General features: G+C 64.4%; 28 protein-coding genes. 10 read left to right on the forward strand and 18 right to left on the reverse strand.

All coding sequences use genetic code 11. The annotated features are described in order from the left end of the window. Positions 1-130: 130 nt before the first annotated feature. Positions 131-1,237 (forward strand): GGDEF domain-containing protein, encoded by a 1,107-nt coding sequence (locus tag E5675_RS12175; RefSeq protein WP_247594882.1) that lies wholly within the window; start codon positions 131-133, stop codon positions 1,235-1,237. A 45-nt stretch (positions 1,238-1,282) separates the two neighbouring features. Here E5675_RS12175 and E5675_RS12180 read toward each other — a convergent pair whose 3' ends face one another. The 4 genes from E5675_RS12180 to petA are packed head-to-tail and all read right to left on the reverse strand — an operon-like array spanning position 1,283 to position 4,573. Further along, positions 1,283-1,837: an adenine phosphoribosyltransferase gene (locus E5675_RS12180; protein ID WP_136174747.1), complete on the reverse strand. Its 555-nt coding sequence runs from the start codon at positions 1,835-1,837 to the stop codon at positions 1,283-1,285. Positions 1,838-1,871: 34 nt separating this feature from the next. Then, positions 1,872-2,684 carry a cytochrome c1 gene (locus tag E5675_RS12185; protein ID WP_136174748.1) on the reverse strand — a complete coding sequence of 271 codons (813 nt, stop codon included), beginning with the start codon at positions 2,682-2,684 and terminating at the stop codon, positions 1,872-1,874. 31 nt (positions 2,685-2,715) lie between these two features. Further along, the gene (locus E5675_RS12190; protein ID WP_136174749.1) at positions 2,716-4,002 is read right to left on the reverse strand and encodes a cytochrome b/b6; all 1,287 of its coding nucleotides are present in this window, start codon (positions 4,000-4,002) and stop codon (positions 2,716-2,718) included. A 13-nt stretch (positions 4,003-4,015) separates the two neighbouring features. Continuing rightward, on the reverse strand, positions 4,016-4,573 hold the full coding sequence (petA, locus tag E5675_RS12195; RefSeq protein ID WP_037553912.1) for a ubiquinol-cytochrome c reductase iron-sulfur subunit: 558 nt from the start codon (positions 4,571-4,573) through the stop codon (positions 4,016-4,018). 222 nt (positions 4,574-4,795) lie between these two features. Between petA and E5675_RS12200 the strand changes: the two genes are divergently transcribed. After that, entirely contained in the window at positions 4,796-5,254 is a 459-nt protein-coding gene (locus tag E5675_RS12200) for a tRNA (cytidine(34)-2'-O)-methyltransferase (RefSeq protein ID WP_136174750.1), read from the forward strand. Beyond that, entirely contained in the window at positions 5,251-6,111 is an 861-nt protein-coding gene (gene hemF / locus E5675_RS12205; RefSeq protein ID WP_136174751.1) for an oxygen-dependent coproporphyrinogen oxidase, read from the forward strand. Before E5675_RS12200 ends, hemF begins: the two co-directional genes overlap by 4 nt. 55 nt (positions 6,112-6,166) lie before the next feature. Here hemF and E5675_RS12210 read toward each other — a convergent pair whose 3' ends face one another. Both E5675_RS12210 and E5675_RS12215 read right to left on the reverse strand, forming a co-directional pair. After that, positions 6,167-7,048 carry a hypothetical protein gene (locus tag E5675_RS12210; protein WP_136174752.1) on the reverse strand — a complete coding sequence of 294 codons (882 nt, stop codon included), beginning with the start codon at positions 7,046-7,048 and terminating at the stop codon, positions 6,167-6,169. 112 nt (positions 7,049-7,160) lie between these two features. Further along, positions 7,161-7,907: a hypothetical protein gene (locus tag E5675_RS12215; RefSeq protein ID WP_136174753.1), complete on the reverse strand. Its 747-nt coding sequence runs from the start codon at positions 7,905-7,907 to the stop codon at positions 7,161-7,163. Positions 7,908-8,040: 133 nt separating this feature from the next. Between E5675_RS12215 and lipB the strand changes: the two genes are divergently transcribed. Next, on the forward strand, positions 8,041-8,694 hold the full coding sequence (gene lipB, locus E5675_RS12220) for a lipoyl(octanoyl) transferase LipB (protein WP_136174754.1): 654 nt from the start codon (positions 8,041-8,043) through the stop codon (positions 8,692-8,694). Between the two features lie 9 nt (positions 8,695-8,703). Further along, positions 8,704-9,042, forward strand: a complete 339-nt coding sequence (locus E5675_RS12225) for a hypothetical protein (RefSeq protein WP_136174755.1) — start codon at positions 8,704-8,706, stop codon at positions 9,040-9,042. 1 nt (position 9,043) lies between these two features. Here E5675_RS12225 and queE read toward each other — a convergent pair whose 3' ends face one another. The 6 genes from queE to E5675_RS12255 all read right to left on the reverse strand — a co-directional run bounded on the left by queE (position 9,044) and on the right by E5675_RS12255 (position 14,173). Continuing rightward, positions 9,044-9,676, reverse strand: coding sequence for a 7-carboxy-7-deazaguanine synthase (gene queE, locus E5675_RS12230; protein ID WP_136174756.1), 633 nt, complete (start codon positions 9,674-9,676; stop codon positions 9,044-9,046). A 4-nt stretch (positions 9,677-9,680) separates the two neighbouring features. Further along, positions 9,681-10,364: a 7-cyano-7-deazaguanine synthase QueC gene (queC, locus tag E5675_RS12235; protein WP_136174757.1), complete on the reverse strand. Its 684-nt coding sequence runs from the start codon at positions 10,362-10,364 to the stop codon at positions 9,681-9,683. Positions 10,365-10,552: 188 nt separating this feature from the next. Next, positions 10,553-10,960, reverse strand: a complete 408-nt coding sequence (locus E5675_RS12240; protein ID WP_037553921.1) for a hypothetical protein — start codon at positions 10,958-10,960, stop codon at positions 10,553-10,555. 136 nt (positions 10,961-11,096) lie between these two features. Beyond that, positions 11,097-12,020, reverse strand: a complete 924-nt coding sequence (locus E5675_RS12245) for an Hsp33 family molecular chaperone HslO (RefSeq protein WP_247594598.1) — start codon at positions 12,018-12,020, stop codon at positions 11,097-11,099. 10 nt (positions 12,021-12,030) lie between these two features. Beyond that, a complete protein-coding gene (argF, locus tag E5675_RS12250; RefSeq protein WP_136174759.1) occupies positions 12,031-12,957 on the reverse strand; it encodes an ornithine carbamoyltransferase in 927 nt (308 codons plus the stop codon). A gap of 28 nt (positions 12,958-12,985) precedes the next feature. Further along, on the reverse strand, positions 12,986-14,173 hold the full coding sequence (locus E5675_RS12255; protein ID WP_136174760.1) for an aspartate aminotransferase family protein: 1,188 nt from the start codon (positions 14,171-14,173) through the stop codon (positions 12,986-12,988). A 143-nt stretch (positions 14,174-14,316) separates the two neighbouring features. Between E5675_RS12255 and E5675_RS12260 the strand changes: the two genes are divergently transcribed. After that, positions 14,317-14,757, forward strand: a complete 441-nt coding sequence (locus E5675_RS12260; protein ID WP_136174761.1) for a hypothetical protein — start codon at positions 14,317-14,319, stop codon at positions 14,755-14,757. Further along, positions 14,754-15,659: a cation diffusion facilitator family transporter gene (locus tag E5675_RS12265; RefSeq protein WP_136174762.1), complete on the forward strand. Its 906-nt coding sequence runs from the start codon at positions 14,754-14,756 to the stop codon at positions 15,657-15,659. The genes E5675_RS12260 and E5675_RS12265 overlap by 4 nt, the downstream gene beginning before the upstream one ends. Here E5675_RS12265 and E5675_RS12270 read toward each other — a convergent pair. The 4 genes from E5675_RS12270 to E5675_RS12285 all read right to left on the reverse strand — a co-directional run bounded on the left by E5675_RS12270 (position 15,640) and on the right by E5675_RS12285 (position 20,600). Then, complete coding sequence (locus E5675_RS12270) at positions 15,640-16,398, reverse strand: hypothetical protein (RefSeq protein WP_136174763.1); 759 nt, start codon at positions 16,396-16,398, stop codon at positions 15,640-15,642. The two genes, E5675_RS12265 and E5675_RS12270, sit on opposite strands and share 20 nt — an antisense overlap. Then, positions 16,398-18,983: a TonB-dependent receptor gene (locus tag E5675_RS12275; protein ID WP_136174764.1), complete on the reverse strand. Its 2,586-nt coding sequence runs from the start codon at positions 18,981-18,983 to the stop codon at positions 16,398-16,400. Before E5675_RS12275 ends, E5675_RS12270 begins: the two co-directional genes overlap by 1 nt. 110 nt (positions 18,984-19,093) lie before the next feature. After that, positions 19,094-20,080 (reverse strand): LLM class flavin-dependent oxidoreductase, encoded by a 987-nt coding sequence (locus E5675_RS12280; protein WP_136174765.1) that lies wholly within the window; start codon positions 20,078-20,080, stop codon positions 19,094-19,096. 67 nt (positions 20,081-20,147) lie between these two features. Further along, positions 20,148-20,600 (reverse strand): Lrp/AsnC family transcriptional regulator, encoded by a 453-nt coding sequence (locus tag E5675_RS12285; RefSeq protein WP_136176458.1) that lies wholly within the window; start codon positions 20,598-20,600, stop codon positions 20,148-20,150. 73 nt (positions 20,601-20,673) lie between these two features. Here E5675_RS12285 and E5675_RS12290 point away from each other — a divergent pair, with 73 nt between their 5' ends. Both E5675_RS12290 and E5675_RS12295 read left to right on the forward strand, forming a co-directional pair. Further along, positions 20,674-21,264 (forward strand): LysE family translocator, encoded by a 591-nt coding sequence (locus E5675_RS12290; protein ID WP_136174766.1) that lies wholly within the window; start codon positions 20,674-20,676, stop codon positions 21,262-21,264. Between the two features lie 99 nt (positions 21,265-21,363). Beyond that, a complete protein-coding gene (locus E5675_RS12295) occupies positions 21,364-22,344 on the forward strand; it encodes an aldo/keto reductase (RefSeq protein ID WP_247594599.1) in 981 nt (326 codons plus the stop codon). A gap of 139 nt (positions 22,345-22,483) precedes the next feature. On the opposite strand, the gene E5675_RS12300 is transcribed toward E5675_RS12295, so the two are convergent. After that, complete coding sequence (locus E5675_RS12300) at positions 22,484-23,050, reverse strand: hypothetical protein (RefSeq protein ID WP_136174768.1); 567 nt, start codon at positions 23,048-23,050, stop codon at positions 22,484-22,486. Between the two features lie 47 nt (positions 23,051-23,097). On the opposite strand from E5675_RS12300, the gene E5675_RS12305 reads away from it, so the two are divergent. Then, positions 23,098-23,565, forward strand: coding sequence for a DUF411 domain-containing protein (locus E5675_RS12305; RefSeq protein ID WP_136174769.1), 468 nt, complete (start codon positions 23,098-23,100; stop codon positions 23,563-23,565). Between the two features lie 15 nt (positions 23,566-23,580). On the opposite strand, the gene E5675_RS12310 is transcribed toward E5675_RS12305, so the two are convergent. Next, a complete protein-coding gene (locus E5675_RS12310) occupies positions 23,581-24,450 on the reverse strand; it encodes a dienelactone hydrolase family protein (RefSeq protein WP_136174770.1) in 870 nt (289 codons plus the stop codon). Between the last annotated feature and the right edge of the window lie 63 nt (positions 24,451-24,513).

Raw genomic sequence — 24,513 nt, forward strand, 5'->3', positions numbered from 1 at the left:
TGATCGGTGCACAGTGGGCAGCATGAGACGGTCGGATTCCTCCACACCGATCGAGCCGCGCCGCTTTCGCTTTCGGATTTTTCCCAACCCGGCGGCCCTGCCTTTACCGGTGTATCGCGATTTCGTGGCGATGCTGTACAGCATGTGGCTTCCCATATTCGGACTCGGAATCGTGTTCGCCGGCATCTGCCTGCTCGTCGGCCGCGAGCTCGAAAGCCCCTTCTTGCTCTTTCTGGCCGCAATGGGCGCTCTCACCACCCTTCTCCGCCTCGCCACCATCCGCGCCTATTCCCGCGCCGCCCCGGTGAGCAGTTTCGACGACCTCAGACGCTGGGAACGGCGTTACGCGATCGGAAACTATGCCTTCGCAATCCTGTTGGCACTTCTCAACATGGTCGCGATCTCCGCCCATTATCCGCTGCTGCATCTCATCACGATCAGTCTGGTATTCAGTTTTGGCGCGGGTATCGTCTCCCGCACCTCGATCCGTCCGAATATCTGCGTAATCAGCCTGCTCCTCGCAACGCTGCCGACTGTCGCCGCGCTGGCGCTCCATGCGCTCGAACGCCATGCCATGCCGTTGCATGCCGAACTGTTTCTGGTCGAGGCGCTGGTCGTCGCGATGATCATGGCGCTCAGCCTCCAGACCGTCGCCCACCTCTACCGCTCCGCGGTCGAGCACCATACGGCACGGCACGACATGGCGAAGCTTGCAAGAACCGACGCGTTGACCGGCCTCTCGAATCGCCTGCTGCTCCGCGAATTGTTCCAGCTTCATACCGAGACGGCCATCCGCGCCAAAAACATGGTCGCGCTACATTTTCTCGACCTCGACGGTTTCAAGGCGATCAACGATCGCTACGGCCATCCGGCGGGCGACGTGCTGCTCGAACAGGTCGCGCGGCGTCTTGAGGGGATCGTTCGCGCCGACGATGTCGTGTCGCGGCTGGGCGGAGACGAATTCGTCGTGCTTCAGATCGGCTTGCGCGATGATTCCGAAGCCGAGTTGCTCGCGCGCCGCATCATCCGCGAGATCAGCAAGCCCTATGTCGTCGATGGCATATCGATGTCGGTGTCGGTCAGCGTCGGCATCGCCACCGCGCCCAAGCTGGGAGTCGAGCTGGAACGCCTTTTGGCGTGTGCCGATGCGGCTCTCTATCGCGCAAAGGCGGACGGAAAGGCACGCGCGCTCTTCTGTATCGAAGCCGACGCCGCGATGGCCGACATGGCGGCCTGACGCCTCCCGTCCGCAAGGCGGCGCATCGCGTCCTTCTCCGCTGTGTCAGTCGCCGTCGAAGGCGATCAGCGTTTCGCACGCCAGCCCTGCAGCCGTCAGCCGCTGCGATCCGCCAAGGTCGGGCAGATCGATGACGAACAACGCGGCCGCGACTTCGGCGCCAACCCTGCGCATCAGCGCCGCGGTAGCGAGGATCGTGCCGCCGGTCGCGAGCAGATCGTCGACGAGGACGACGCGGTGTCCCGGCAGCACCGCGCCTTCGTGAAGCTCGAGGCGATCAATGCCATATTCCAGCTCATAATCGACGCCGATGGTCACGCCGGGCAGCTTGCCCGCTTTGCGCACCGGGACGACCCCCAGCCCCATCGCGGTGGCCATAGCGGCACCGAACAGGAAACCACGCGCTTCGACCGCGACGATGAAATCGGGGCGATAGGTCGCGGCACGCGCGCTCAGCCGGCGCACGCTCTCGCTGAAACCGGCGGCGTCGCCGATCAGTGTCGTGATGTCGCGAAACTGGATGCCCGGCTTCGGGAAGTCCGGGATGGTGCGGACCAGCGACGCGAGGTCGAGGTCCGGCCGGGGCGGAAGGGCGATCATGTCGTCACAATCGCCCTTCCCCTCCCCTTGGGGGTCAATGCTTCTTGTCGGCCCAGATGTTCCGGTACGACAGATAGGTCAGCACCGTGAAGATGAGCAGGAAGAAGAAGACGGCATAGCCGACCTGGATGCGCTTGATCAGCTTCGGCTCGGCGGTCCAGACGAGGAAGGCGGTGACGTCCTTCGACATCTGGTCGACCGTCGCCTTGGTGCCATCGGCATAGGTCACCTGGCCTTCGGTCAGCGGCGGGGCCATCGCGAGGTTGAGGTTCGCGAAATAGGGGTTGTAGTGCAATCCCGTGCCCGGCTTCAGCTCTGCCGGCAGGTTCGCCGGCGGATTCTGGAACCCGGTCAGCAGCGAATAGACATAGTCCTTGCCGCCCTCGCGCGCCTTGGTGATCAGCGAAAGGTCGGGCGGCAGCGCATTGTTGTTCGCGGCGCGCGCGGCGACTTCGTTCGCATAGGGCGACGGGAAATAATCCGACGGCAGACCGTCGCGCGTCGCCGGTTCACCCGTGTCGGGGTTGATCGACGGGACCTGGAAACCCTTGGCGAAGGTCTTGATCTGGCCGTCGGTGTAGCCGAGGTCCTTGATGTCGCGGAACGCGACATGGTGCAGGCTGTGGCAAGCCGAGCAGACTTCCTTGTACACCTGCATCCCGCGTTGCAACTGTGCCTGGTCCCAGTGCGGCAGCAAAATGCCATCGCTGGCCAGCTTCAGATGCTTGGGATGCTTGTGAAACTCGTGCGCGACATTGGGCTCATTCTTGAGCGGCGTCGTGAGGATCGCGAGCACCAGCGCGGTAATGAAACCGAGACCGACGAGAAAACCGAGCGGACGAACCATGGCTGTATCAGCTCCTATTAAAGTCCGGCGCTCAGGCCGTTGCCGAAGCCGACGTCGCGTCGGTGGCATGTTTGGCGAGGACCGCTTCGGTGATCGAATTCGGCATCGGAAGCGGGCGTTCGATCCGCGACACGATCGGCAGGATCACCAGGAAGTGAGCGAAATAATAGATCGCACCCAGCTGGCTGAGGATCACCCACGGCTGTTCGGCCGGCTGCATGCCGCACCAGCCGAGGAGCAGCACGTCGGCGACGAGGACCCAGAAGAAGATGCGGTACAGCGGACGATAGTTCGACGACTTGATCGGCGAGCTGTCGAGCCAGGGCAGGAAGAACAGCAGCGCGATCGACGCGAACATCGCGATGACGCCCCACAGCTTCGCGTCGATCCACAGGAAGTTGAAGGTGAAGGCCTTCAGGATCGCGTAGAAGGGCAGGAAATACCATTCGGGTACGATATGCGCCGGGGTCGAAAGCGAGTTCGCCGGGATATAATTGTCGGCGTGGCCGAGCGTGTTCGGGCTGAAGAAGGTCAGCGCGACGAACACGAGCAGGAAGACGCCGACGCCGAAGCCGTCCTTCGCGGTGTAATAGGGGTGGAACGGGACCGTGTCCTGTTCGTCCTTCACCTCGATGCCCGTCGGGTTCGACGAACCCGGGATGTGCAGCGCCCAGATGTGCAGGATGATCACACCCAGGATCACGAAAGGCAGCAGATAGTGCAGCGAAAAGAAGCGGTTGAGCGTCGCGTTGTCGGGGACGAAGCCGCCGAGCAGCCATTCGCGCACCGGTTCGCCGACGAGCGGAATCGCCGAGAAGAAGCCGGTGATCACCTGCGCGCCCCAGAAGCTCATCTGGCCCCACGGAAGCACGTAACCCATGAAGGCGGTCGCCATCATGAGGAGGAAGATCACGACACCGAGCAGCCACACCATTTCGCGCGGCGCCTTGTACGAACCGTAATAAAGGCCGCGGAAGATGTGGAGATAGACGACGATGAAGAACATGCTTGCGCCGTTCATATGCGCGTAGCGGATGAACCAGCCGGCATTCACGTCGCGCATGATATGCTCGACCGAGTTGAACGCGACGTCTGCATTCGCCGCATAGTGCATCGCCAGAACGATACCGGTGATGATCTGGATCATCAGCGCGGCGCCGGCGAGGACGCCGAAGTTCCAGAAATAGTTGAGGTTGCGCGGGACCGGGTAGCCGGGGCCCGTGGCATTATAGACGAGGCGCGGAATCGGCAGCTTCTCGTCCATCCACTTCATCAGCGGATGCGTCGGCTCATAGGGTTTCGCCCAGGGAAAGCTCATCTTATTCCTCTCCTCAGCCGATCGTCACGACGGTATCGCTGGTGAATTCATAGGGCGGCACGACCAGATTCTTGGGTGCCGGGCCCTTACGGATGCGCGCCGCGGTGTCGTAGTGCGACCCGTGACACGGGCAGAAATAGCCGCCGAAATCGCCGCGATTTTCGCCCTCGGCAGCGCCGAGCGGCACGCAGCCCAAATGGGTGCAGACGCCCAGCGTGATCAGCCAGTTTTCCTTGCCCGGCTTGGTGCGCTGGTCGATCGTTTCGGGGTCGCGCAGGTCGCCCATCGGGACCGCCTTGGCCTCGGCGATTTCCTTGGCGACGAGATTGCGCACGAACACCGGCTGCTTGCGCCAGCTCGTCTTGATCGCCTGCCCCGGCTGGATCGCCGAAATGTCGATTTCGGTGGACGACAGCGCGAGCACGTCGGCCGAAGGGTTCATCTGGTTGAGCAGCGGCAGCACCACGGCGACCGAACCGACACCAGCGAAACTCACTGCCGCAATATTGATGAAATCCCGGCGGCGTACGCCATCTTCGATACCGGCGTTGAGTTCAGTTTCACTGGCCATTCGATTGCCCTTGTATGGGTGAACCACAATAGTTCTCGAAGGTTTGACCAGCCCTGTTGCACGCGCACGAAAGCGCACAACCCGGCGGCCCCTCCGGGAATTGCGGGCCTGATAGCCGCACAGTCCGGGCTTGCCAACAGGCAATTTCCGCTTGCGTCACCCGGCCGCCCCGATGCGACCAAGTCCCTCGATTCGCGGCGCCTTCGGCTTTATGGCGGCTGCATGGAAATCGCCCTGTTTCAACCCGACATCGCCGGCAACGTCGGCACGATCCTGCGCACCGCCGCCTGCTTCGGTACGCCGGCGCACATCATCGAACCCTGCGGTTTTCCGTTCGGCGACGCCGCGCTCAAGCGCGCGGGCATGGATTATGCCGTGCGTGCCAACGTCCGGCGGCACCCGGGCTGGGACGCTTTTCGCCAATGGTCGCAGATCGGCGGGCAGCGCGTCGTGCTGCTGACGACTGCGGGCGCCAGCTCGCTCCCCGATTTCGAATTCGAGGCGGGCGACGTCCTGCTTTTCGGATCGGAGAGCGCCGGCGTTCCGCACCATGTTCACGAAGCCGTCGCCGCCCGGGTCGCGATTCCGATGCATTCCGGCTTTCGATCCTTGAATGTCGCGGTCGCGGCTGGCATCGCGCTCGCCGAGGCGCTCCGGCAGACGAAAGGCTTTCCCGCATGATTTCGCTCGACCCCCAGCAACAGGCCGCGCGCGACTGGTTCGAGTCGCTGCGCGACCGGATCTGCGCCGAATTCGAGGCGATCGAGGCCGAGACGGGAAGCGACGCGCGCTTCGCCTACACCCCGTGGGACCGCGAGGCCGAGGGGCTGGTCGCGGGCGAAGGCGGCGGCGGGGTGCGCGGGGTGATGACCGGCGCGGTGTTCGAAAAGGTCGGGGTCAATGTCTCGACCGTCGCGGGCCAGTTCGCGCCCGACTTCGCGCAGTCGATCCACGGCGCGGGCGACGACCCCAGCTTCTTCGCGACCGGCATCAGCCTCGTCGCGCATATGGCCAACCCGCATGTTCCCGCGGTGCATATGAACACGCGCTTCCTGGTCACCACGCGGCGCTGGTTCGGCGGCGGCGCCGACCTCAACCCTCCGATTCCCTATCAGGAGGATACCGACGCCTTTCACGCGCGGCTGCGCGCCGCCTGCGCGCCCTTTGGCCCCGACGTTTACGAACGCTATGCCAAATGGGCCGAGGATTATTTCTATATCCCGCACCGCGGCGTCCATCGCGGCGTCGGCGGTATCTTTTACGACCATCTCGAATGCGGCGACGATGCCGAATATGACCGCAATTTCCAGCTGACGCAGGCGGTCGGCGAGGCCTTTCTCGACGTCTTCCCGCAGATCGTGCGCCACCGCATGAACCTGCCCTTTAACGAGGCCGATCGCGAAGAACAGCTCATCTGGCGCGGCCGCTATGCCGAATTCAACCTCGTCTACGACCGCGGGACACTGTTCGGGCTCAAGACCGGCGGCAATATCGACGCGATCCTCATGAGCCTGCCGCCGCTCGCCAAATGGGCCTGACGCGAAAAGGGCGCCCCGTTGCCGGAGCGCCCTTATCTCATGGGTTTATGCCGGATCAGGCGAAGACGTCGCCCGACGCGCGCGGTGCGATCGCGCGATAGACGCCGACCGGCATCGAAAAGGAGATCATGATGATCGGCAGATAGACAAGCGCCGCCATCACGATCATCGACAGCGCCGCCCCGACAGCCGATCCGCCCGCGATCGCGCCCAATATTCCGCCGACAATCATTCCGGCGACCAGTACAAAGACGAGCAGGCCGATCGTGAACAGCAGATAGAAGCCGACGATCACCCATTGCGACGGGCCGGTCAGCCGCCACGATTCGCTCAGCCCCGTGACCGGGTTGCGCGTCAGGCGTTCGGCCATCACCGGTCCGGCGACCATGAAGCGGCCCTGCACCCACAAGAGAAAGACGACCATCGCGATATAGAGGATGATCATGAGGAAGATCGCCCCGCCGCCGATCGCGCCCACGCCACCCGATTCGAGCGCAGCCGGCGACAATCCTCCCATGCCGCCAAGCGCCGCGCCGAAGATCAGTGTCATGATGAACATAACGATGAAGATGACGATATAGGCGGCGATCATGACCACGATCATGCCAAAGGCGAGCGCCGGTCCGGCCTGGAAAGCCCAGGCGAAATTGGGCGCTTCGCCGGGGTGCATGCCGCCACGCCAGATCAGCATCGACACGCCATAGAAAATGACCGCGGCGATCAGCGCGAACAGCCCGATCTTCCCGAAAGCCCCCATGATGAGCGACGGGTCGTTGGGCGACATCGCCATCGCCGAAAAGGTTGACCCGAGGAACAAATAACCGAGCAGACCAACGAGGATCAGCGCCCCGCCGACCCACATCAGCATCTGCATCCAATTGGCCTTCAGAAACGCGAAGGTTTCGGAAAAGGCCGCCCCGATACTCATTTTCGTCATGTCACTTTCCCCTGCTTGTCAAAGCCTGTTCTTCACTCCGTTCAAGACTGGACGAAAACCGATCGGCTTCGTCCCGATTGCGACACCTTTATCATTATTGCGGGCTCGCCCGTCACTGAAACACGTCGGACGAGGTCCGGAGCGCGAGCTGGCGATAAGCGGCGGCGGATACCGCGATCGACACAAGGCTGCCGATCGCGCCGAACGCGGCCTCGACGAAGCCCCCTAACATGCGGCCGATGCCCGGTTCGCTGCCGAAGATCACCGAAACGATCCCGCCGATGATCAGCGCCGCGATCACGATCACGATGCCGACGAGAAACAGGAAGAAGAACACGGCCCAGCCGTTGTCGCGCGTGAGTTCCCAGCTCGTCCGGATCGCCTCGAAAGGATTGTAGATCCGGCGATCGGCGATTGCAGGCGTCACAAGCGTGAGCCGCCCGATCAGGTAGATGCCGGGCACGATCAGCAGGATGAAACCGAAACCGATCGCGATTCCGCACAGGATCTGAACCGCAATCATCGTCGGGAAGAGCATGAGGCCGAAGGTCAGCGCCTCGCCGACGCTGATCCCCGCCCGCGAGAGCCAGAGCCTCAGGATCGCTGCGGTTCCGATCAGGGTGCAAAGCGCGATCACCACCTGCCCGGGGATCATCTGGCGGAAGCTTTCGCGGAATGTCGCCATGACCTGATTGAAATCGGCGCCCGCGGGCGGCTCGATCGGAACGGGTCCGAACCAGGCGAAGGCGAGCGCCGGGAGAAAGAGAAATACGCCCGCGATCGTACCGACGAGCGCCGTATGCGATTTCAAAAGCTGCAACGTGTCATCCCACGCCGCACCCATGTCGAATTTTACCATTGATACCCCGTCGTTTTTTTGGTTCCTCGTTGACGCGAAGGTGACGATCTTCGGCGCGTCTGTCCAGCCCTGTTGGTCATGCGCGCCGGGGGGTCTTGCGCCGGAGCCCGCGGCGGGCCAGATAGCCGGCACAATGACCGCCCTTCCCCCGCCCGAATGGACGATAAGCCCCGGCCTCACCGACTATGATATGGCGCTCGCCGACATGGAAGCGCGCGCCGCGGCGATCCACGCCGGGAGCGCCGGCGAGCGCATCTGGCTGCTCGAGCATCCGCCGCTCTATACTGCGGGGACGAGCGCCGATCCCGCCGAGCTGCTGGACCCGCAATTCCCGGTTTACGATGCCGGGCGCGGTGGACGCTATACCTATCACGGGCCCGGCCAGCGCGTCGGCTATATCCAGCTCGACCTGACGCGCCGCGGGCGCGACGTGCGCGCCTATGTTTCGGCGCTCGAGGGCTGGGTGATCGACGCGCTCGCGCTGCTCGGCGTCGAAGCCCGGCGCGCCGAGGGACGCATCGGCATCTGGACCGACGATGCGGAGGGCCGCGAGGCGAAGATCGGCGCGATCGGCGTGCGCGTGAAGCGCTGGGTGACGATGCACGGCTTTTCGCTCAACGTCGCGCCCGACCTCGCGCATTTCGGCGGGATCGTGCCATGCGGTATCGCCGAGTTTCCGGTCACCAGCCTCGCCGCGCTCGGCAAGGCCGCGACCTTCGCCGATGTCGATGCGGCGCTGGTGCAGACGCTGCCTGCCTTTCTCGACAAGCTCGGGCCGACCGACTAGGAAGCCCGCATGACCCGCATATTCCTCGCCTCGCTCCCCCTGCTCGCCCTAGCCGCCTGCGGCGGCGGTGACAGCACGGGCAAATCGACGACCAAGCTCGACGCGGTCGAGGTCCAGCCCGGATCGATCAGCGATTCGATGATCGTCCTCGATAATGTGGCGGGCGATGGCACTGCGGTCGACAACAGCATTCCCGAGGATGAAACGAAGAAGGACGCGCCCAAGGCCGAAGAAGTTGGCGAGAGCGACGAAGCCGCCAGCGATGCCGACGACAATCCCGAAGCCGTCGACCTGCCCGCCGCGAAAAAGTCGGTCGCCGCCGACGGCGCCGCCAAGAAGGGCGAATAGCCTAGCGCAGCCCCAGATGCTTGTGCGTCTGGAGCGACAGGCGCCAGCGCGGGTCCTCCATCACCAGATCGATGCACGCCTGCACATTGGCTCCCGCGTTCGGGTCGTCGAGCGGCTGGACGAGCAAATGCCCGAAGTCGAGCGCCGCGAGCCGCGCGACATCGCTGCCCGGCTGCGGCCATACGAGCTTCAGTTCGTCGCCGCTCGTCTGAACCAGCTCGCTCCCCGCTTTCGGGCTGACGCAGATCCAGTCGATGCTGCGCGGGATTGGCAGCGTGCCGTTGCTTTCGATCGCGATGGTGAAGCCGCGATCGTGCAGCGCGCCGATCAGCGCGTCGTCGACCTGCAGCATCGGCTCGCCCCCGGTCAGAACGACATAGCGGTCCTCGCTGCCGGCGCCCCAGCTTTCGGCAACAACGTCGGCGAGCGCCGCGGCCGATTTATACTTGCCGCCGAGCGTGCCGTCGGTGCCGACGAAGTCGGTATCGCAGAATTGGCAGATCGCCTTGGCGCGGTCCCGCTCGCGCCCCGTCCACAAATTGCAGCCGGCAAAGCGGCAGAAGACCGCGCGGCGGCCCGCCTGCGCCCCCTCCCCCTGCAGGGTGAGGAAAATTTCTTTGACGGCGTAGGTCATGGCCTCAGGCGTAGCGCGTCGGGTCGGCGAGGCCCGCGTCGGCGAAGCCCTTCGACCGCAAGCGGCAGCTGTCGCACGACCCGCAATGCAGCCCCTCGGGCGTCGGATCGTAGCACGACCAGCTCATCCCGGCGTCCATACCGAGCCGCGCCGCTTCGGCGGCTATATCGGCCTTGGTCATATGCTGGAGCGGCGCGTGGATACGGAATTCGACGCCCTGGTCGCCGTCGCGCGTCGCGAGCGCCGCGAGCTTTTCGAAGCCCTGGATGAATTCGGGACGGCAGTCGGGATAGCCCGAATAGTCGAGCGCGTTGACCCCGATCACGACGTCCTGCGCGGCGCGTGCCTCGGCGAGCCCGAGCGTCAGCGACAGGAAGATGAGGTTGCGCGCGGGAACATAGGTGATCGGAACATCGTCGCCGACCCCGTCCTTGGGCACGTCGATGTCGGCGGTCAGCGCCGAACCGCCGAAGCGGCGGAGGTCGAGCGGCAGCATGATATGTTCGGCGGCGCCGACATGTTCGGCAATGCGCGCGGCGGATTCGAGTTCGACGCGGTGGCGCTGGTTATAATCGATGGTGAGCGCGACGATCCGCGCCCCCGCCTCGCGCGCGAGGCCCGCGCATACCATCGAGTCGAGCCCGCCCGAAAGGAGGACGATCACGCTTTTTCCGGAAACTTGCTGCATCGGCGCCAGATAGGCCTGCGCCGCCGGGGGTGCAAGGGGCCCGCTCCATCAAAGAAACGGGCCGCGAGGCGGTCGCCGCACGGCCCAGTTCGGCATGACAGCCGTTAGGGAGAAGACATACGAAGAAGCATGTCATCCTTCGATCTAGCACCGGATGGTAAACATCGCGTTAGCGCGGCGCACAAAGATCAGCAGCCGCCCGTACGCCGCGCCTCGATCGCCTGTGAAAAGGGCCGGCCCTCGGCAATGCCCTGCGTGTCGATCTGGACCAGCCGGTTCGTCTCGCTGCGGATGGTCGTGCGACCGTGGCCGGCGCCGGGGCAGGTATAGTGAACGGTCACCGAATTCGGCGTATCCTCGATGACATAGCGCGAACAGGTCGCGCCGGGGTGATAGACCTGGATCATCCGCCGCGCGTCGCCGACGCAGACGGTCTGGACGACCGCGTCCTTGCCGCGTTCGCGCAGCTGCCAGCTGCCCTTTTCGAGCCGGTCGAGCATCGCCAGCGACGGCGCCTGCGCCGGCACCGCGGTTGCCGCGCCCGCAAGGCCGAGCGCCATCAAACCATATCGCACGAGGGGAGAGAAGATCGCCATTTTCACCTGTCCACTGGTCGCCCGCGCGGGCTGGATGCGACCCCGTTGCCCGTAGGTAACAACGCGCCCGAGGCTTTTCAACCGCTTGGCGCTGGATTTGCTCGTTTCGTCGCCGGCTTCGACGAAGCCCGTTCGGTTATTCGGTGCGATCGTGGGTCGCGATCTCGTCGAGCGGGATCGGGAAAAAGCGCGAGCAAAAGGCGCAGTCGACGACAATTCTGCCGTCGTCGTCGGCCATTTCGGCGCGCTCGACCTCGGGAAATTGCGCGAGCACCCCGGCGAAATAGCCGGTGCTGCACCGGCAGCCGCGCGACACCGTAACGCCCGGCTCGACGCGCACCTCGTCCTCGTGGAAAAGCCGCCATGCCAGCGTCTCGAGCGAAGTCGCGGGATCGGTGAGTTCCTCGTCCTTGAGCGTTGCCGCGATCGTCTTGGCATGTTCCCATTCGGGATTGTCGTGACGAACATGAAGCCGGTCGCGGCCGACCTCGCCTTCGGGAAGATGCTGGAGCAGCAATCCGCCGGCAAGGCATCCCGCCTCGGGATCGTGGCGCGCGGCGAGCTTGATCAGGCTCGAAATCTGCTCCGACTGTTCGAAATAATGCTCGGCGGCCTCGCCGATAGACGTGCCTTCGAGCGGGACGATGCCCTGATAGCGTTCGCCGGTGGTCGCCTGATCGAAGGTGATCGCAAGAAAGCCCTCGCCGAACAGCGCGAACAATGTCGGGTCGGAACCGGCCTCGGCGAGCCGCTCGGCATCGAACTTGAGGTAGCCGCGCAGCTCGCCGCCGCGATAGTCGCAGACGAGCAGCTCGACCGGCCCGCCGCCGGTCTGCGCCTGCAAGGTCAACTGCCCATTTTCGTCCTTGAGCGTGGAGCCGAGCAGCACGGTGAGCACCAGTGCTTCGGCCAGCAGCTTTTCGGCAACCGGCGGATAATCATGCGCGCCGATGATCGTCCGCAACGTCGGCCCGAGCCGCACCAGCCGCCCGCGCACATGGCGCTCGGCGATGGTGAACAGCAAAGGCTGGTCGAACCAGGTTTCGATGGTCTCGCTCACGTTCTTGAACTCACAATTTCCCGAGCGCCCAGAGCAGGATCGATTTTTGCGCATGGACGCGGTTTTCGGCCTCGTCCCAAACGCGCGACTGCGCGCCGTCGATCACCGCATCGACCACCTCGTCGCCGCGGTGCGCGGGCAGGCAATGGAGGAAGATCGCGTCGCTCTTGGCGCCCGTCATCAGCCGTTCGTCGACCTGATAGGGCGCCATTGCCGCGATCTTGTTGTGCGCGTGATCCTGCCCCATCGATACCCAGGTATCGGTGACGACCAGATCGGCGCCCGCCACAGCCTCGCGCGCGTCGCGCACGATATCGACGCGCGATCCCTTTGCGCGCGCGGCCTCGACGAAGCCCGCGTCGGGCTCATAGCCCTTCGGCACGCCGGCGCGGACATGGAAGCCGAACAGGCCCGCCGCCTCGATCAGCGAGGCGAGGACATTGTTGCCGTCGCCGAGCCATGCGAGTTCGAGCCCCGGCAGCGCCTTGCCGCTCTCGACCACCGTCAACAGGTCGGCGACGATCTGGCACGGGTGCGACAGGTCGGTGAGGCCGTTGATCACCGGCACGCTTGCAAAGTCGGCGAGTTCCTCCGCCTTCGCATGATCGTCGGTGCGGATCATGATCGCATCGGCATAGCGCGACAGCACGCGCGCGGTATCGGCGATCGTCTCGCCGCGCCCGAGCTGGGTCACGCCCGCGTCCATGATCATCGGCACCCCGCCGAGCTGGCGGATCGCGATGTCGAATGAGGCGCGCGTACGCGTCGAATTCTTCTCGAACACCATCGCAAGCACATGGCCCGCGAGCGGCGCATCGGCGTCGGGCTTTGCCTTCGGCCAGCCCGCACGCGCCGTCTTGCGGTCGATCGCGTCCGACAGCATTGCGGCGACGGCGTCGCCGCCCGCATCGGACAGGTTGAGGAAGCGCCGCATCATGCCCTCCGTTCTGCAGGAACGGAAAACATCAGGACTCGGGCGGCGTATAGCTCGCCGCGCCTGCCGACAGTTTCTCGATGAATTCGGCGATGTGGCTGTCGTCGATGTTGAGCGGCGGCAGCACGCGAACGACATTCTCGCCCGCCGCGACGGTGAGCAGCCCGTGATTGTCGCGCAGGTGCGCGACGAACGCGCGGCTGTCCGAATTGAGCTTGAGTCCGAGCATCAGCCCGACGCCGCGCACGCTGTCGAACAGATGGTCGTGGTTCGGGATCAGCTGTTCGAGCGCGCCGCGCAGCCGCTCGCCGGTCGCCTTGACCTGATCGAGGAAGTCATCTTCGAGCACGACATCGAGCACCGCCTGCCCCGCCGCGCAAGCGAGCGGGTTGCCGCCATAGGTCGACCCGTGCGTGCCGATGACCATGCCGCGTGCGGCCTTTTCGGTCGCGAGGCACGCCCCCATCGGGAAGCCGCCGCCGATGCCCTTGGCGCTCGCCATGATGTCGGGGGTCACACCATAATGTTCATAGGCGTAGAGATGGCCGGTGCGCGCAACGCCGCACTGGACCTCGTCGAATATGAGCATCAGGTCGCGCTTGTCGCAGATGTCGCGCAGCGCCTGCAGGAAGGGCTGTGACGCCGGACGGATGCCGCCCTCGCCCTGAATCGGCTCGACGAGGAAGCCCGCCGTATTGTCGTCGACCAGATCGAGTGCGGCGTTGATGTCGTCGAACGGCGCATAGGCGAAGCCGGGCAGCAGCGGGTCGAAACCCTTGCGCAGCTTTTCCTGATTTGTCGCCGAGATGGTGCCGAGCGTGCGGCCGTGGAAGGCGTTGTTGAAGGTGATGAGCGTGTGCTTTTCGGGGTTGCCCGCGCTCGAATGATAGGCGCGGGCGGTCTTGATCGCGCACTCGACCGCCTCGGCGCCCGAGTTGGTCAGGAAAACCGTGTCGGCGAAGGTGTTGTCGACGAGCCGCGCGGCATAGGCCTCGCCCTGCGGGCTGCCATAGAGGTTCGACACGTGCATCAGCGTCGCGGCCTGATCCTGGATCGCCTTCGTCAGGTGTGGGTGGCCGTGACCGAGCAGGTTAACCGCGATGCCGCTGGCGAAGTCGAGATAACGCTCGCCTCGCTCGCCGATCAGATACGCGCCCTCGCCACGCACCGGACGCACACCGCACCGGGGGTATACGGGCATCAGCGGGGTGATCGACATGGAAGGCACCTTTCAGTCAAAAGTAAAAAGGCGACCCCGTTCGGGCCGCCCTTGGTCGGACCGCCCCTATACTGCCGCCGCCGGAGCCGCGTCAACATGGGTAGGAGCGGTGCAACCATGCCCAAGGCGCGGCGTTCGGTCGCATGATGCCCCGCCTGCTCCGCCTCCTGCTGCTTCCGCTGGCGCTTTCCGGATGCAACGCGCTGCCGCGCGATGCATCGGGAACCACCGAACAGATCGAGCGGACCGGGACGATGCGTGTCGCCGTGCTCCCCGCAACTCCCGATGCGGCGCCCGCGCTCGCGCTGCTGCGTTCCTATGCCGCGCGGCACAAGGCGCGCCTGACGCGCATTGCCGTGCACGGCGAACATGCGCTGCACTGGTTGGAGGATGGCAGGATCGATGCCGTCGTCGGCCATTTTGCCAAGGCATCGCCGTGGATGGCCGATATTTCGCTGTCGAAACCCGTCGCGCGCGCCGAGCCCGACGACAGCAGGCAGCCTGTGCTGCGCATCGCGCGGCGGAATGGCGAAAACGCGCTGATCCTTGCCACCGATCGCGCGGTCGCGGGGTCGGCGAAATGAGCCTGCACGGCGGCATTCCCGATGCGATCGCAGCCGATGTGAAGCGCGGCGAGCAGCTCGAATGGTGGACGCTCGGCTGGATGGCGAGCGTCGTCCTCGTCATGTGGCTTGTGATGGGCGCGAGCCAGGCGATGAAAGCCGCGGTCATCGAAGACCTGCTCAGCCTCGTCCCAGCCTTCGTCTTCCTGATTTCGGTACATTGGGAACGGCGCCGGCCGAACAAGCGCTTTCCTTTCGGCTATCGTCGGGCGAACAGCCTTGCCTTCCTCGTCGCGGCCACCGCGTTGCTCTCGGTCGGGGGCTTCCTCGCCTATGAAAGCGTCTCGACGCTGGTGAAACAGGAGCATCCCAGCGTCGGCGGCATCACCCTGTTCGGCCACACCGTCTGGCTCGGCTGGCTGATGATCGCAGCGCTTGCCTATTCGATCGTCCCGCCGATCATCCTCGGCCACATGAAACAGCCGGTCGCCGAACGCATCAAGGACAAGGTGCTTCATACCGACGCACTGATGCAGAAAGCCGACTGGCAGACGGGGCTTGCCGGTATCGCGGGGATCGTTGGCATCGGGCTCGGCTGGTGGTGGGCCGACGCGACCGCCGCCCTGTTCATTTCGCTGTCGATCATCAGGGACGCGATCGGCGCGCTCGAACAAGCGGTCGCCGAACTGCTCGACGGCACGCCGCGCGCGCTCGATACGAACGAGCTGTCTGACGATGCGCAGCGATTGATCGCGACGCTCAAGGGACGGTTCGGCGAGGTCGGCGTCCGGCTGCGCGAGACCGGCCGCTATATCGCCGCCGAGGTCGATTGCCCGCCGCCTGCGAAAATCCCGACCGCGGTCGAACTGATGGGCGACGATCGGGCGTGGCGGCTCGCCAGTCTCAGCTTCCGGCCGGAATAGCCACAGGAATGCGCGTCGCGTGGAGCGCTTTCGCGCGTCGATCGATCGACCACAGCAGGCGCGGCTCGACCGGGTCCCAGTCGATCGCCTGCCCTTCGGTCGGCACCGGCAGCGTCGCGACGAGTTGCAGCACCGGCCCCGCCACGGGCAGCTTCAGCGCATAGATTTCCGGCTTGTCATGCCCGCTCGCATACATCAGCCCGTCGGCGCCCCAGGCGAAACCCGAGCTGCTTTTCGGTGCGAAGCTCGCGAGCACCGCATCGGGGAACAGCCAGGATTCAAGTGGTCGGAACGATGGGTCCATTCGCACCAACGTCGTGAAACGATGGTCACGCCCCGGCTCGCCCCCGCGGTCGTCATAATTGGCAAACACCGCCCACCAGCTGCCGCCGTGCCAGTCCATCGCGGTCAGCGACCCGTACATGCGGCCGAGGCTGACGCTGCGGACATGCTTCAGCGTCCGCGTATCGAAGACCTCAACCGTGCTCGCCATCGGCACCGCGGGATAGTTGGACGCGGCACAGACGAGGTCGCGCTTTACGACCGCGCAACTGTTCAGGTGCGGAAACAGCTTCGGGTCGCCCTCCCACCCTGCGATACGCTTGCCGGTCGCTTTGTCATATTTGCCGATCTCGTTGTTATCGATCGCATAGACATGGACGCCGTCGGCGGCGACGCCCTGCCTCGCCTCGGGCGCAGCAATCGTCGTCAGCGAAAGCAGGAGGACGGCTGCGAGCATCAAAAGCGCACCGATGCGCCGACGTAGAAGGTCCGGCCATAGCGTTCGTTCTGGATGATCCAGTCACGGCGCTCGCCCTGATACTGGCGCGTCGGCTCGTCGGTCAGATTCTGCCCCTCGACAAACAGGCTGACATTGTCGGTCAACGCGAACGACGCCTTGGCGTCGAGCCGGCGCAGATCGTCATTATACTGATCGCCGAGCATATCGGCGCCGAGCGAAATCAGCGCGCTGCCGGTGTTGTGATAGGCGATCGACGCCTCGATCGGTCCCTTCTGATAGAAAAGCTGCGCGCCATAGAGCAGGTTCGACTGCTCGGGGAACGCCGCGGGGTCGGCACGGCCGGGAACTTTCAGCTTCGAATCGATCAGCGTCATATTCGCTTCGAGCCCGAAGCCGGAGAGAAAACCCGGCAGGAAATCGAACTGCTGACGATAGGCGAGCTCAAGCCCGATGATGTCGGCGCTCGTCCCGTTCGCCTTTTGCGAGAAACCGAGCACCGCATAATCGCGCCCGCCATAGCTGGTGTCGAGCAGCGTATAGCTTTGCGTATAGACGGGGTTCTGGATGAATTTCGCGAACACGCCGATCGAAAACAGTCCGCCCTTCGCGAAATACCATTCGGCCGAAGCATCGAGCGCGTCGGCGATATAAGGCTCTAGGTTCGGGTTGCCGAGCGACACCGACCCGTCGAAGGTGCCGTCGTCGTTCGCTTCATAGGCGATCTCGCCGCCGGGGGTGAGGTCCGAATAATTGGGGCGCCCGACGCTGCGCGTGTAGGCGAGCCGGACGATGACCTCGTCATTCGGTTCGATCCGCACGATCAGGCTCGGCAGCCAGTTGGTGTAGCTGCGCTTCGCGTTCACCGCGACCACGTTGGTCTCGTTCTCGAGCTGGAAGCCGCGGATCGTCAGGTCGGTGCGTTCGATGCGGATGCCCGGCGTAACGGTGATCGACCCGAAATCGAGGTTTGCCATCGCATAGCCGGCGGCGATATCCTCGCCGAGGTCGAGATCGCTCAAGGTCCCATTGGCGAGCGTCGAGCTCTCGTCGAGCACGAAATAGGCAGCGTTCGCGGGGTCGGCGGTGAAGGCGTCGATCAGGCCGGCGTCGATCACCGGGGTGATCAGATAGTCGTGGCCGCCGCCGACATGCGAAATCACGTCGGCGCCCTGCAGCCCGAACTGGCCGAGCGTGAAGCGCGTCGCCGCATTGCTCCCCCGCGAAAAAATGCTGTTGTTCGCATCGAAATCCTTGTCGGTCGCGCGATATTTTCCGCCGATCTTCAGCCAGCTATCGTCGCCGAAGCCGAGCTTTCGCGTGACATCGAGCCGTCCGGTCCAGATATATTCGTCGCCGCTTTCGTCCTGTACCGTATATTGGCGGAAACCGAGGCCGTCGGCGGTCAGCGGGGTGCGCGGCGCGGCGCTGAACAATTTGTCGGTGAAGTCGAAATCGACCGTCCCCGGATTGCCGCGGAACTGCCAGAGCTGGTTCGGCTCGATCACTTCGTTGTGCGAATGCGCGAGGCCATAGTCGAAGGTCCAGTCGTCGGTCTCGGTCTTACCGCCGATCATGCCGACGAGAACGGACTTCTCCTTATACTCGAGCCGCAGGTCCGATCGCTGCTCGGTCACGGTCGATACGCCGGTTAAGCCATCTGAGTTCAATGTTACGGTCCCATTGTCCCGTTGCGCCTGCGTCGCGAAATCGAGGCGGAAGCGCTGGCGATATTCATTCTCGGTGAATTTGCTGTAGAGACCGCGCGCCCACAGGTGGGTCGTGTCGCTCGACCGCCAGTCGAGCGAGGCGATGCCGCCGATGCGTTCGCGTTCGAGCTGGTAATCGGTATATTTGATGTTGGTCGGCAGCCCGCCGCGCGCCGCGCCCGGAAACGGCGCCCAATCGTCGGGGAAAATGCCGAAGCTCTGGAAATCGCGCTTCGAATAGCTCGCGCCGATCAGGATGCCGAATTGTTCGTCGCTGCCGAAGCGGCCGCCGATGCTCGCATCGCCGCGGACCGGCACCTTCTCGTTGAGCGTCTGGTAACCCGCTTGCACATTGGCCGAGAGGACGAAAGGCTCGGCGAAGTCGAACGCGGTCTGGGTGACTAGGTTGATCGTGCCGCCGATGCCCTGCGCATCGAGGTCGGCGGTCTTCGCCTTGGTCACCTCGACACGATTGAGCAATTGTCCCGATACGATGTCGAGCGGCAGGCGGCGGGTATTGCCGTCGGGGTTGCCGAGTTCGAAACCGTTGACGGTATAATTGTTGAGGTCCGACGGAATGCCGCGGATCGCGACATAGCGCCCCTCGCCCTGGTCGTACTGGACGCCGACGCCGGGCAGCCGCTCGATCACCTCGGCAACGTTGCGGTCGGGAAGCTGGCCAATCTCGTCCGCCGCAGCGACGTCCATGATGCCGACAGCCTCACGCTTGATCTCGATCGCACGCTCCTGTTGCGCGCGTTGGCCGGTGACGACGATTGCGTCGCCCTCATCGGTCGGCGCATCCTGTGCGACAGCCGGCGAGGCGGTGAGCAGCGCGATGGCGCTGACGCCGGCGAGGGAGAATTTGACGGACATGAAAGCGACCCCTTTTGGAAAGACGCGCTGCGCCTAGGGGCCTGCGGCGTCGATTCGACGACGCATCAATGACAATATAAATATGCTTTCGTGACGCGACCGTCACATTGTCAAAACGAGCGAGCCGCCTCGATCGTCAGCGCCAGCGAGCGTTTGCGCGCATCATGATCGTACATCGACGAAGCGATGATCACCTCGTCGACGCCGGTGCGCTGAGTGAACGCCTTCAGTCCCGCCGCGATGTCGTCGGCGGTGCCGACCGCCGAGCATTGCAATACATGGTCGAGGATCGCGCGCGCGTTGGGCGGCAGACTGTCCTTATAGCCCGCGAGCGGCGGCTTCATCTTGCCCGGATTGCCGGTGCGCAGCGCGACGAACGCTTGCTGCTGCGACGAGGCGAGGAGTTCGGCCTCCTCACGCGTGTCGGCGGCGAAGGCGTTAAACGCCGCCGCGGCATAGGGTTCTGCGAGCTGCGCCGAGGGTTTGAACTGGCGGCGATAGATATCGAGCGCCTCGTCGAGCGCGTCGGGCGCAAAGTGGCTGGCGAAGGCGTAAGGCAGCCCGAGCATCGCCGCGAGCTGTGCGCCAAAGGTGCTCGATCCCAATATCCACAACGGGATATGCGTGCTCGCGCCCGGAACCGCCGTGATGCCGAGTTGTTCGTCTCCGGCGAGAAAAGCCTGCAATTCCAGCACATCCTGCGGAAACTGGCGCTCGTCGCTGGCGAGGGTGCGGCGCAAGGCGCGCGCGACGCGCTGATCCGATCCGGGTGCGCGGCCAAGGCCAAGGTCGATGCGGCCGGGGAACAGGGCCTCAAGCGTTCCGAACTGCTCGGCGATCACCATCGGGGCATGGTTCGGCAGCATGATACCGGCCGATCCGATCCGAATGCTCTTGGTGGCCTGACCGATATACGCGAGCACGACCGAAGTCGCGGCGCTTGCGATCCCCGCCATGCCGTGATGCTCGGCAACCCAGTAGCGTTCGTAGCCGAGCGCTTCGGCGTGCCTTGCGAGATCGGCGGCGTTGGCGAGCGACTGGGCGATCGTGCCGTTATCGGTGACGGGCACAAGGTCGAGGAAAGAGAGTTTCGTCATGAAACCGATATGCGGTGGGCGCCGCGCAGGTTCAAGCGCACCCCTTCGCGGGCGGCGCGAAGAAAAACTACGCCCGCTCGTCCTTCGGCGAGTCCATCAGCACATAAGTCGTGATCGAATGGACCTGCGGCAGCACCCCCAGCACCTCGGTGTGGAAATGTTTGTAGGATGCGAGATCCTCGGTCTCGACGCGCAGCAGATATTCGATCGTGCCAGTGATATTATGGCATTCGCGCACCTCGGGCGCCTCCGCCATCGCCGCCTCGAAATCGGCCTGCGATTTTTTGGTGTGCGACGAGAGCCCGACGGTCACATAGGCAAGGAAGGTAAGGCCGAGCTTCGCGGGGTCGATCACCGCGCGATAGCCCTTGATTACACCGCTGCGTTCGAGCTCCTGCACGCGGCGCAGGCAGGCAGATGGGGAGAGACCGACGCGATCGGCGAGTTCGAGATTCGAGATTCGGCCGTCGCGTGACAATTCGTGCAATATCTTGCGGCCGATGGCGTCAATCTTGATCATGGATTGCATGATCTAGCCGAATGCGGCCTATCTTTGCAATCCGTCGTGCATCGAAACGCATTATGTTGCGCGGATGAACCAGACCACCCTCGCCGCGCTCTCCGCCTTCGCACTTGTCTCGTCAATCACGCCGGGGCCGAACAATATGATGCTGATGGCGTCGGGCGCCAATTTCGGCCTTCGCCGTACCGTCCCGCACGCGCTCGGCGTCGGCTTCGGCTTTACGCTGATGATCATCCTCGTCGGCGTCGGCCTGATGGGCTTGTTCGACCTGTTCCCCGTTCTCAATACCGTGCTCAAGGTGGTGAGCGTCCTCTATCTGCTGTGGCTCGCGTGGAAGATAGCCAATGCCGCTGCGCCCGACACGGCAAGCGGCGCACGCAGCAAGCCGATGACCTTTTTTCAGGCGGTGCTGTTCCAATGGGTCAATCCCAAAGCCTGGTCGATGGCGCTGACCGCGATCGCCCTCTACGCGCCCGACCGCAATTTCGCCGCGGTGCTGCTCGTCGCGGTGGTTTTCGGGATCATCAACCTGCCCTCGACCAGCCTGTGGGCGGTAATGGGCCAGGTGATGCGCAGATGGCTGTCGAGCCCGGCGCGGCTGAAGGCATTCAACTGGACGATGGCGGCGCTGCTGGTGGGGTCGCTTGCGCTGCTGATCTGATTGCAAGGTTGCATCCCGCAACCTAAAGACGGCGCTCCCCTCTTCTGACCGGAGAACAGAGCCATGCAAAGCCGACGCCTTGGACGAAGCGCCATCCATGTGTCCGATATCTGCATGGGGACGATGACCTTCGGCAGTCAGACCGACGAAGCCGAGGCGTTCCGCGTCCTTGACCGCTGTTTCGAAGCGGGGATCAATTTCTACGACACCGCCGAGGGATATCCGGTGCCGCCCGACGTCAAATGGGTCGGCCGCACCGAGGAGATCGTCGGGCGCTGGATGAAGACCAAGCCGCGCGACGCGATCATCCTCGCGACCAAGGTTTCGGGGCCGAGCCATGTGTGGTTCAAATCGCCGTGCCGGAACGGCATGACCGCGCTCGACCGCAAGAATATTTTTCAGGCCATCGACGACAGCCTGACGCGGCTGCAGACCGATTATATCGATCTCTATCAGACGCACTGGCCCGACCATGACGCGCCCTATGACGAGATGATGGATGCGCTCGACGAGTTGGTCCGCGCGGGCAAGGTCCGCGTCCTAGGTTGTTCGAACGAAACAAGCTGGGGGCTGATGAAATCGCTCGCAGCGTCGGAAAAGCTGGGCGGCGCGCGCTATCACACGATCCAGAATAATTTCAGCCTCAACAATCGCCGCTTCGAGGACGAATTGGCGCAGGTGTGCCGACAGGAAGGCGTCAGCCTGATCCCCTATTCGCCGCTCGCCGGCGGGGTGCTGTCGGGCAAATATCAGGGCGGCGCGACCCCCGAGGGTGCGCGCTTCTCGCGCTACCTCCAGATGGAAGGGCGGCAGGCGGCGATGGGTCGTCGCTTCGTCAATGAAAAGAGCCTTGCCGCGACCGAACGCTACCTCAAGATCGCCGAAGAGGCCGGGCTGCATCCGGTAACGATGGCGACCGCCTGGTCGAAACAACATGACTTCGTCGCTTCGACGATCGTCGGGGTGAGCGCCTATGATCAGGTCCAGCCGATCCTCGATGCGATGGAACTGGTACTTTCGGACGAGGTGATGAAGGCGCTGCACAAGGTCAGCAAGGACATCCTCTACCCGATGGGGTGAGCCTGAGTGGTTTTGAGGAAGGAGACCTCATTCTCCTCGTCATCCCGGACTTGATCCGGGATCCATTCTTCCAAACGCCGCACGAATGGACCCCGGATCAAGTCGCGCGAGTTACTTGCCTCGTCCGGGGGGTGACGATTCAGATGATGTGTCCTGAAGGCCATTCGAGGACCAGCGCACCGCCGACCCGTAGCGCGCGCCACGCCTTCGACAGCCGCTCGAAATCCCCAAACACGCGCGGCCGCGCGGCGTCGATCCGCGCGCGTTCGTCGGCGCTGAGCGACGCGCGGGTCCGCTCGGCCTCACCCAACGCGGCGCGCTGGGCCGCGCTGTCAGGGCGCGTGCTGCTGCGCCAGTCGACATCGAAAAGGAAGGCGGCGAGTTCGGACAATTCGCCGTCACGACCTTGGCTTTTGATCAGCTTCGCGCCCTTTGCGACCTGCTTGCGCGCTGCGCGCTGGCGCTCCGTCGCCGACAGCGCACCGCCCGCCTCGACGTGAAAGGAACCTGCGTCGCCGCCCGCCGCGATCTGGCCGAACACGCCAGTCTTCAGGCCCAATGCCGCCTCGACGACGAAATGTACCATGTCGTGCGGCAGGTCGGGATCGAAGCCCGGCGCGGGGTCCATCACCAATACCGGTAGCCCGGCGCGCTCGATGCGCATGGAGTAGCGGCGTTCGCCCGAGCGGATGAAATGGACTTTCATGGGACCTGTCTGTAGCTTCGCCTTCGGTTCTGCCAAAAGGATTTGCGATGACTTCTGCCCGCCGCGCGTTTTTCGCCCTCGCCGCTTTTTCCGCCATTATCGGGACCGCGCATGCCGCGAACCCCACGATGTTCCGCGACGCGGGTTGCGGCTGCTGTCTCAAATGGCTCGAACAGGTAAAGGCGTCGTTCGGCCAGAAGGCGATCGTCGTCAATTCGCCCGACATGGCGGCGGTCAAGGACAAGCAGGGCGTGCCGCGGGCGCTCAGAAGCTGCCACACCGTGCTTGTCGGCGGCTATGTGATCGAAGGCCATGTCCCCGCAAAAGAAATCGCCCGCCTGCTCCGTGAGAAGCCGAAGGGCGTGAAGGGCCTCGCGGTCGCGGGCATGCCGACGGGCTCCCCCGGCATGGAGCATGGCGACCACCGCGAAGCCTATAAGGTCATGACCTTCGGCCCCGCCGGCCAGCGCGTCTATGCAAGCTACGCCGCGAGCGGCGGCGCGCACGCGCACTGACCGTCGAGCTGCGCGTCAAGCCAGCTCGGCCTTGAACAGTTCGAGCATCCGCGCCCACGCCTTCTCCGCCGCCGCTTCGTTATAGACGCGGCCGTCGGGCGGACACCAGCCGTGCTGCGCCGGATAGACCTCGACCTCGTGCCACTGCGAGCGGGGTTCGAGCACCGATTTCAGCAGGACTTTCTCGTTCGGGCTTTCCTTGTCGTCATCCTCGGCGATCGCGAAGAGATAGCCGGCTTTGGTGCCCGGGATCAGCAGGTGCGGGCTGTCGGGCTTGTCGGTGCCGACGCCGCCGCCGTGAAAGCTCGCCGCCGCGCCGACGCGGTCGGGCTTCAGCGCCGCAGTATAAATGACCATCGGCCCGCCCATGCAATAACCGGTGGTGCCGAGCCCCCGCTTCGTATCGACCTCGCCCTGCGCGTCGAGGAAGGCGAGATGAGCCTTCACGTCGGTCTCGACGATCGGCCTGGTGAGCTGCTTGAGGTAGCCGAACAGCTTCTCGCGCACCGCGGCGACGCCCCAATTATTCTCGGCATCGACCACGGGCGCCTTCTGCCAGCGGTAAAAGGGATTCACCGTCAGCACCGCATAGCCCTCGCCGGCGAGCCGGTCGGCCATCTGGCGAAAGGCGGGACGCAGCCCGCGAATGTCGGGCCACACCAGCACGCCCGGATGCTTGCCCTCGGCCGGGGCGACGAAATAGGCGTCGCAAATGCCGTCGGCGGTCGTGATGGTGACGTCGCGGCCCGTCACCGGCTTTCCCGCCATCGCGCGCGCGGGCAGCGCCGCGACCAATGCGCCCGCGCCCGCGAGCGCGGTGAAGCTGCGGCGCGCGACGGGCATTCCGGCGCGGTCGCGATCGGCTTCCATCTTTTCGGTACACATGGGGCTCTCTCCTTGGGGCTTTTCGGAAAAAGGCGCAGAAAACTGCGCAACTTTACTCGCGAT

Origin of the sequence: Sphingopyxis sp. PAMC25046 (assembly GCF_004795895.1) — a bacterium.
Classification (GTDB): Bacteria; Pseudomonadota; Alphaproteobacteria; order Sphingomonadales; family Sphingomonadaceae; genus Sphingopyxis.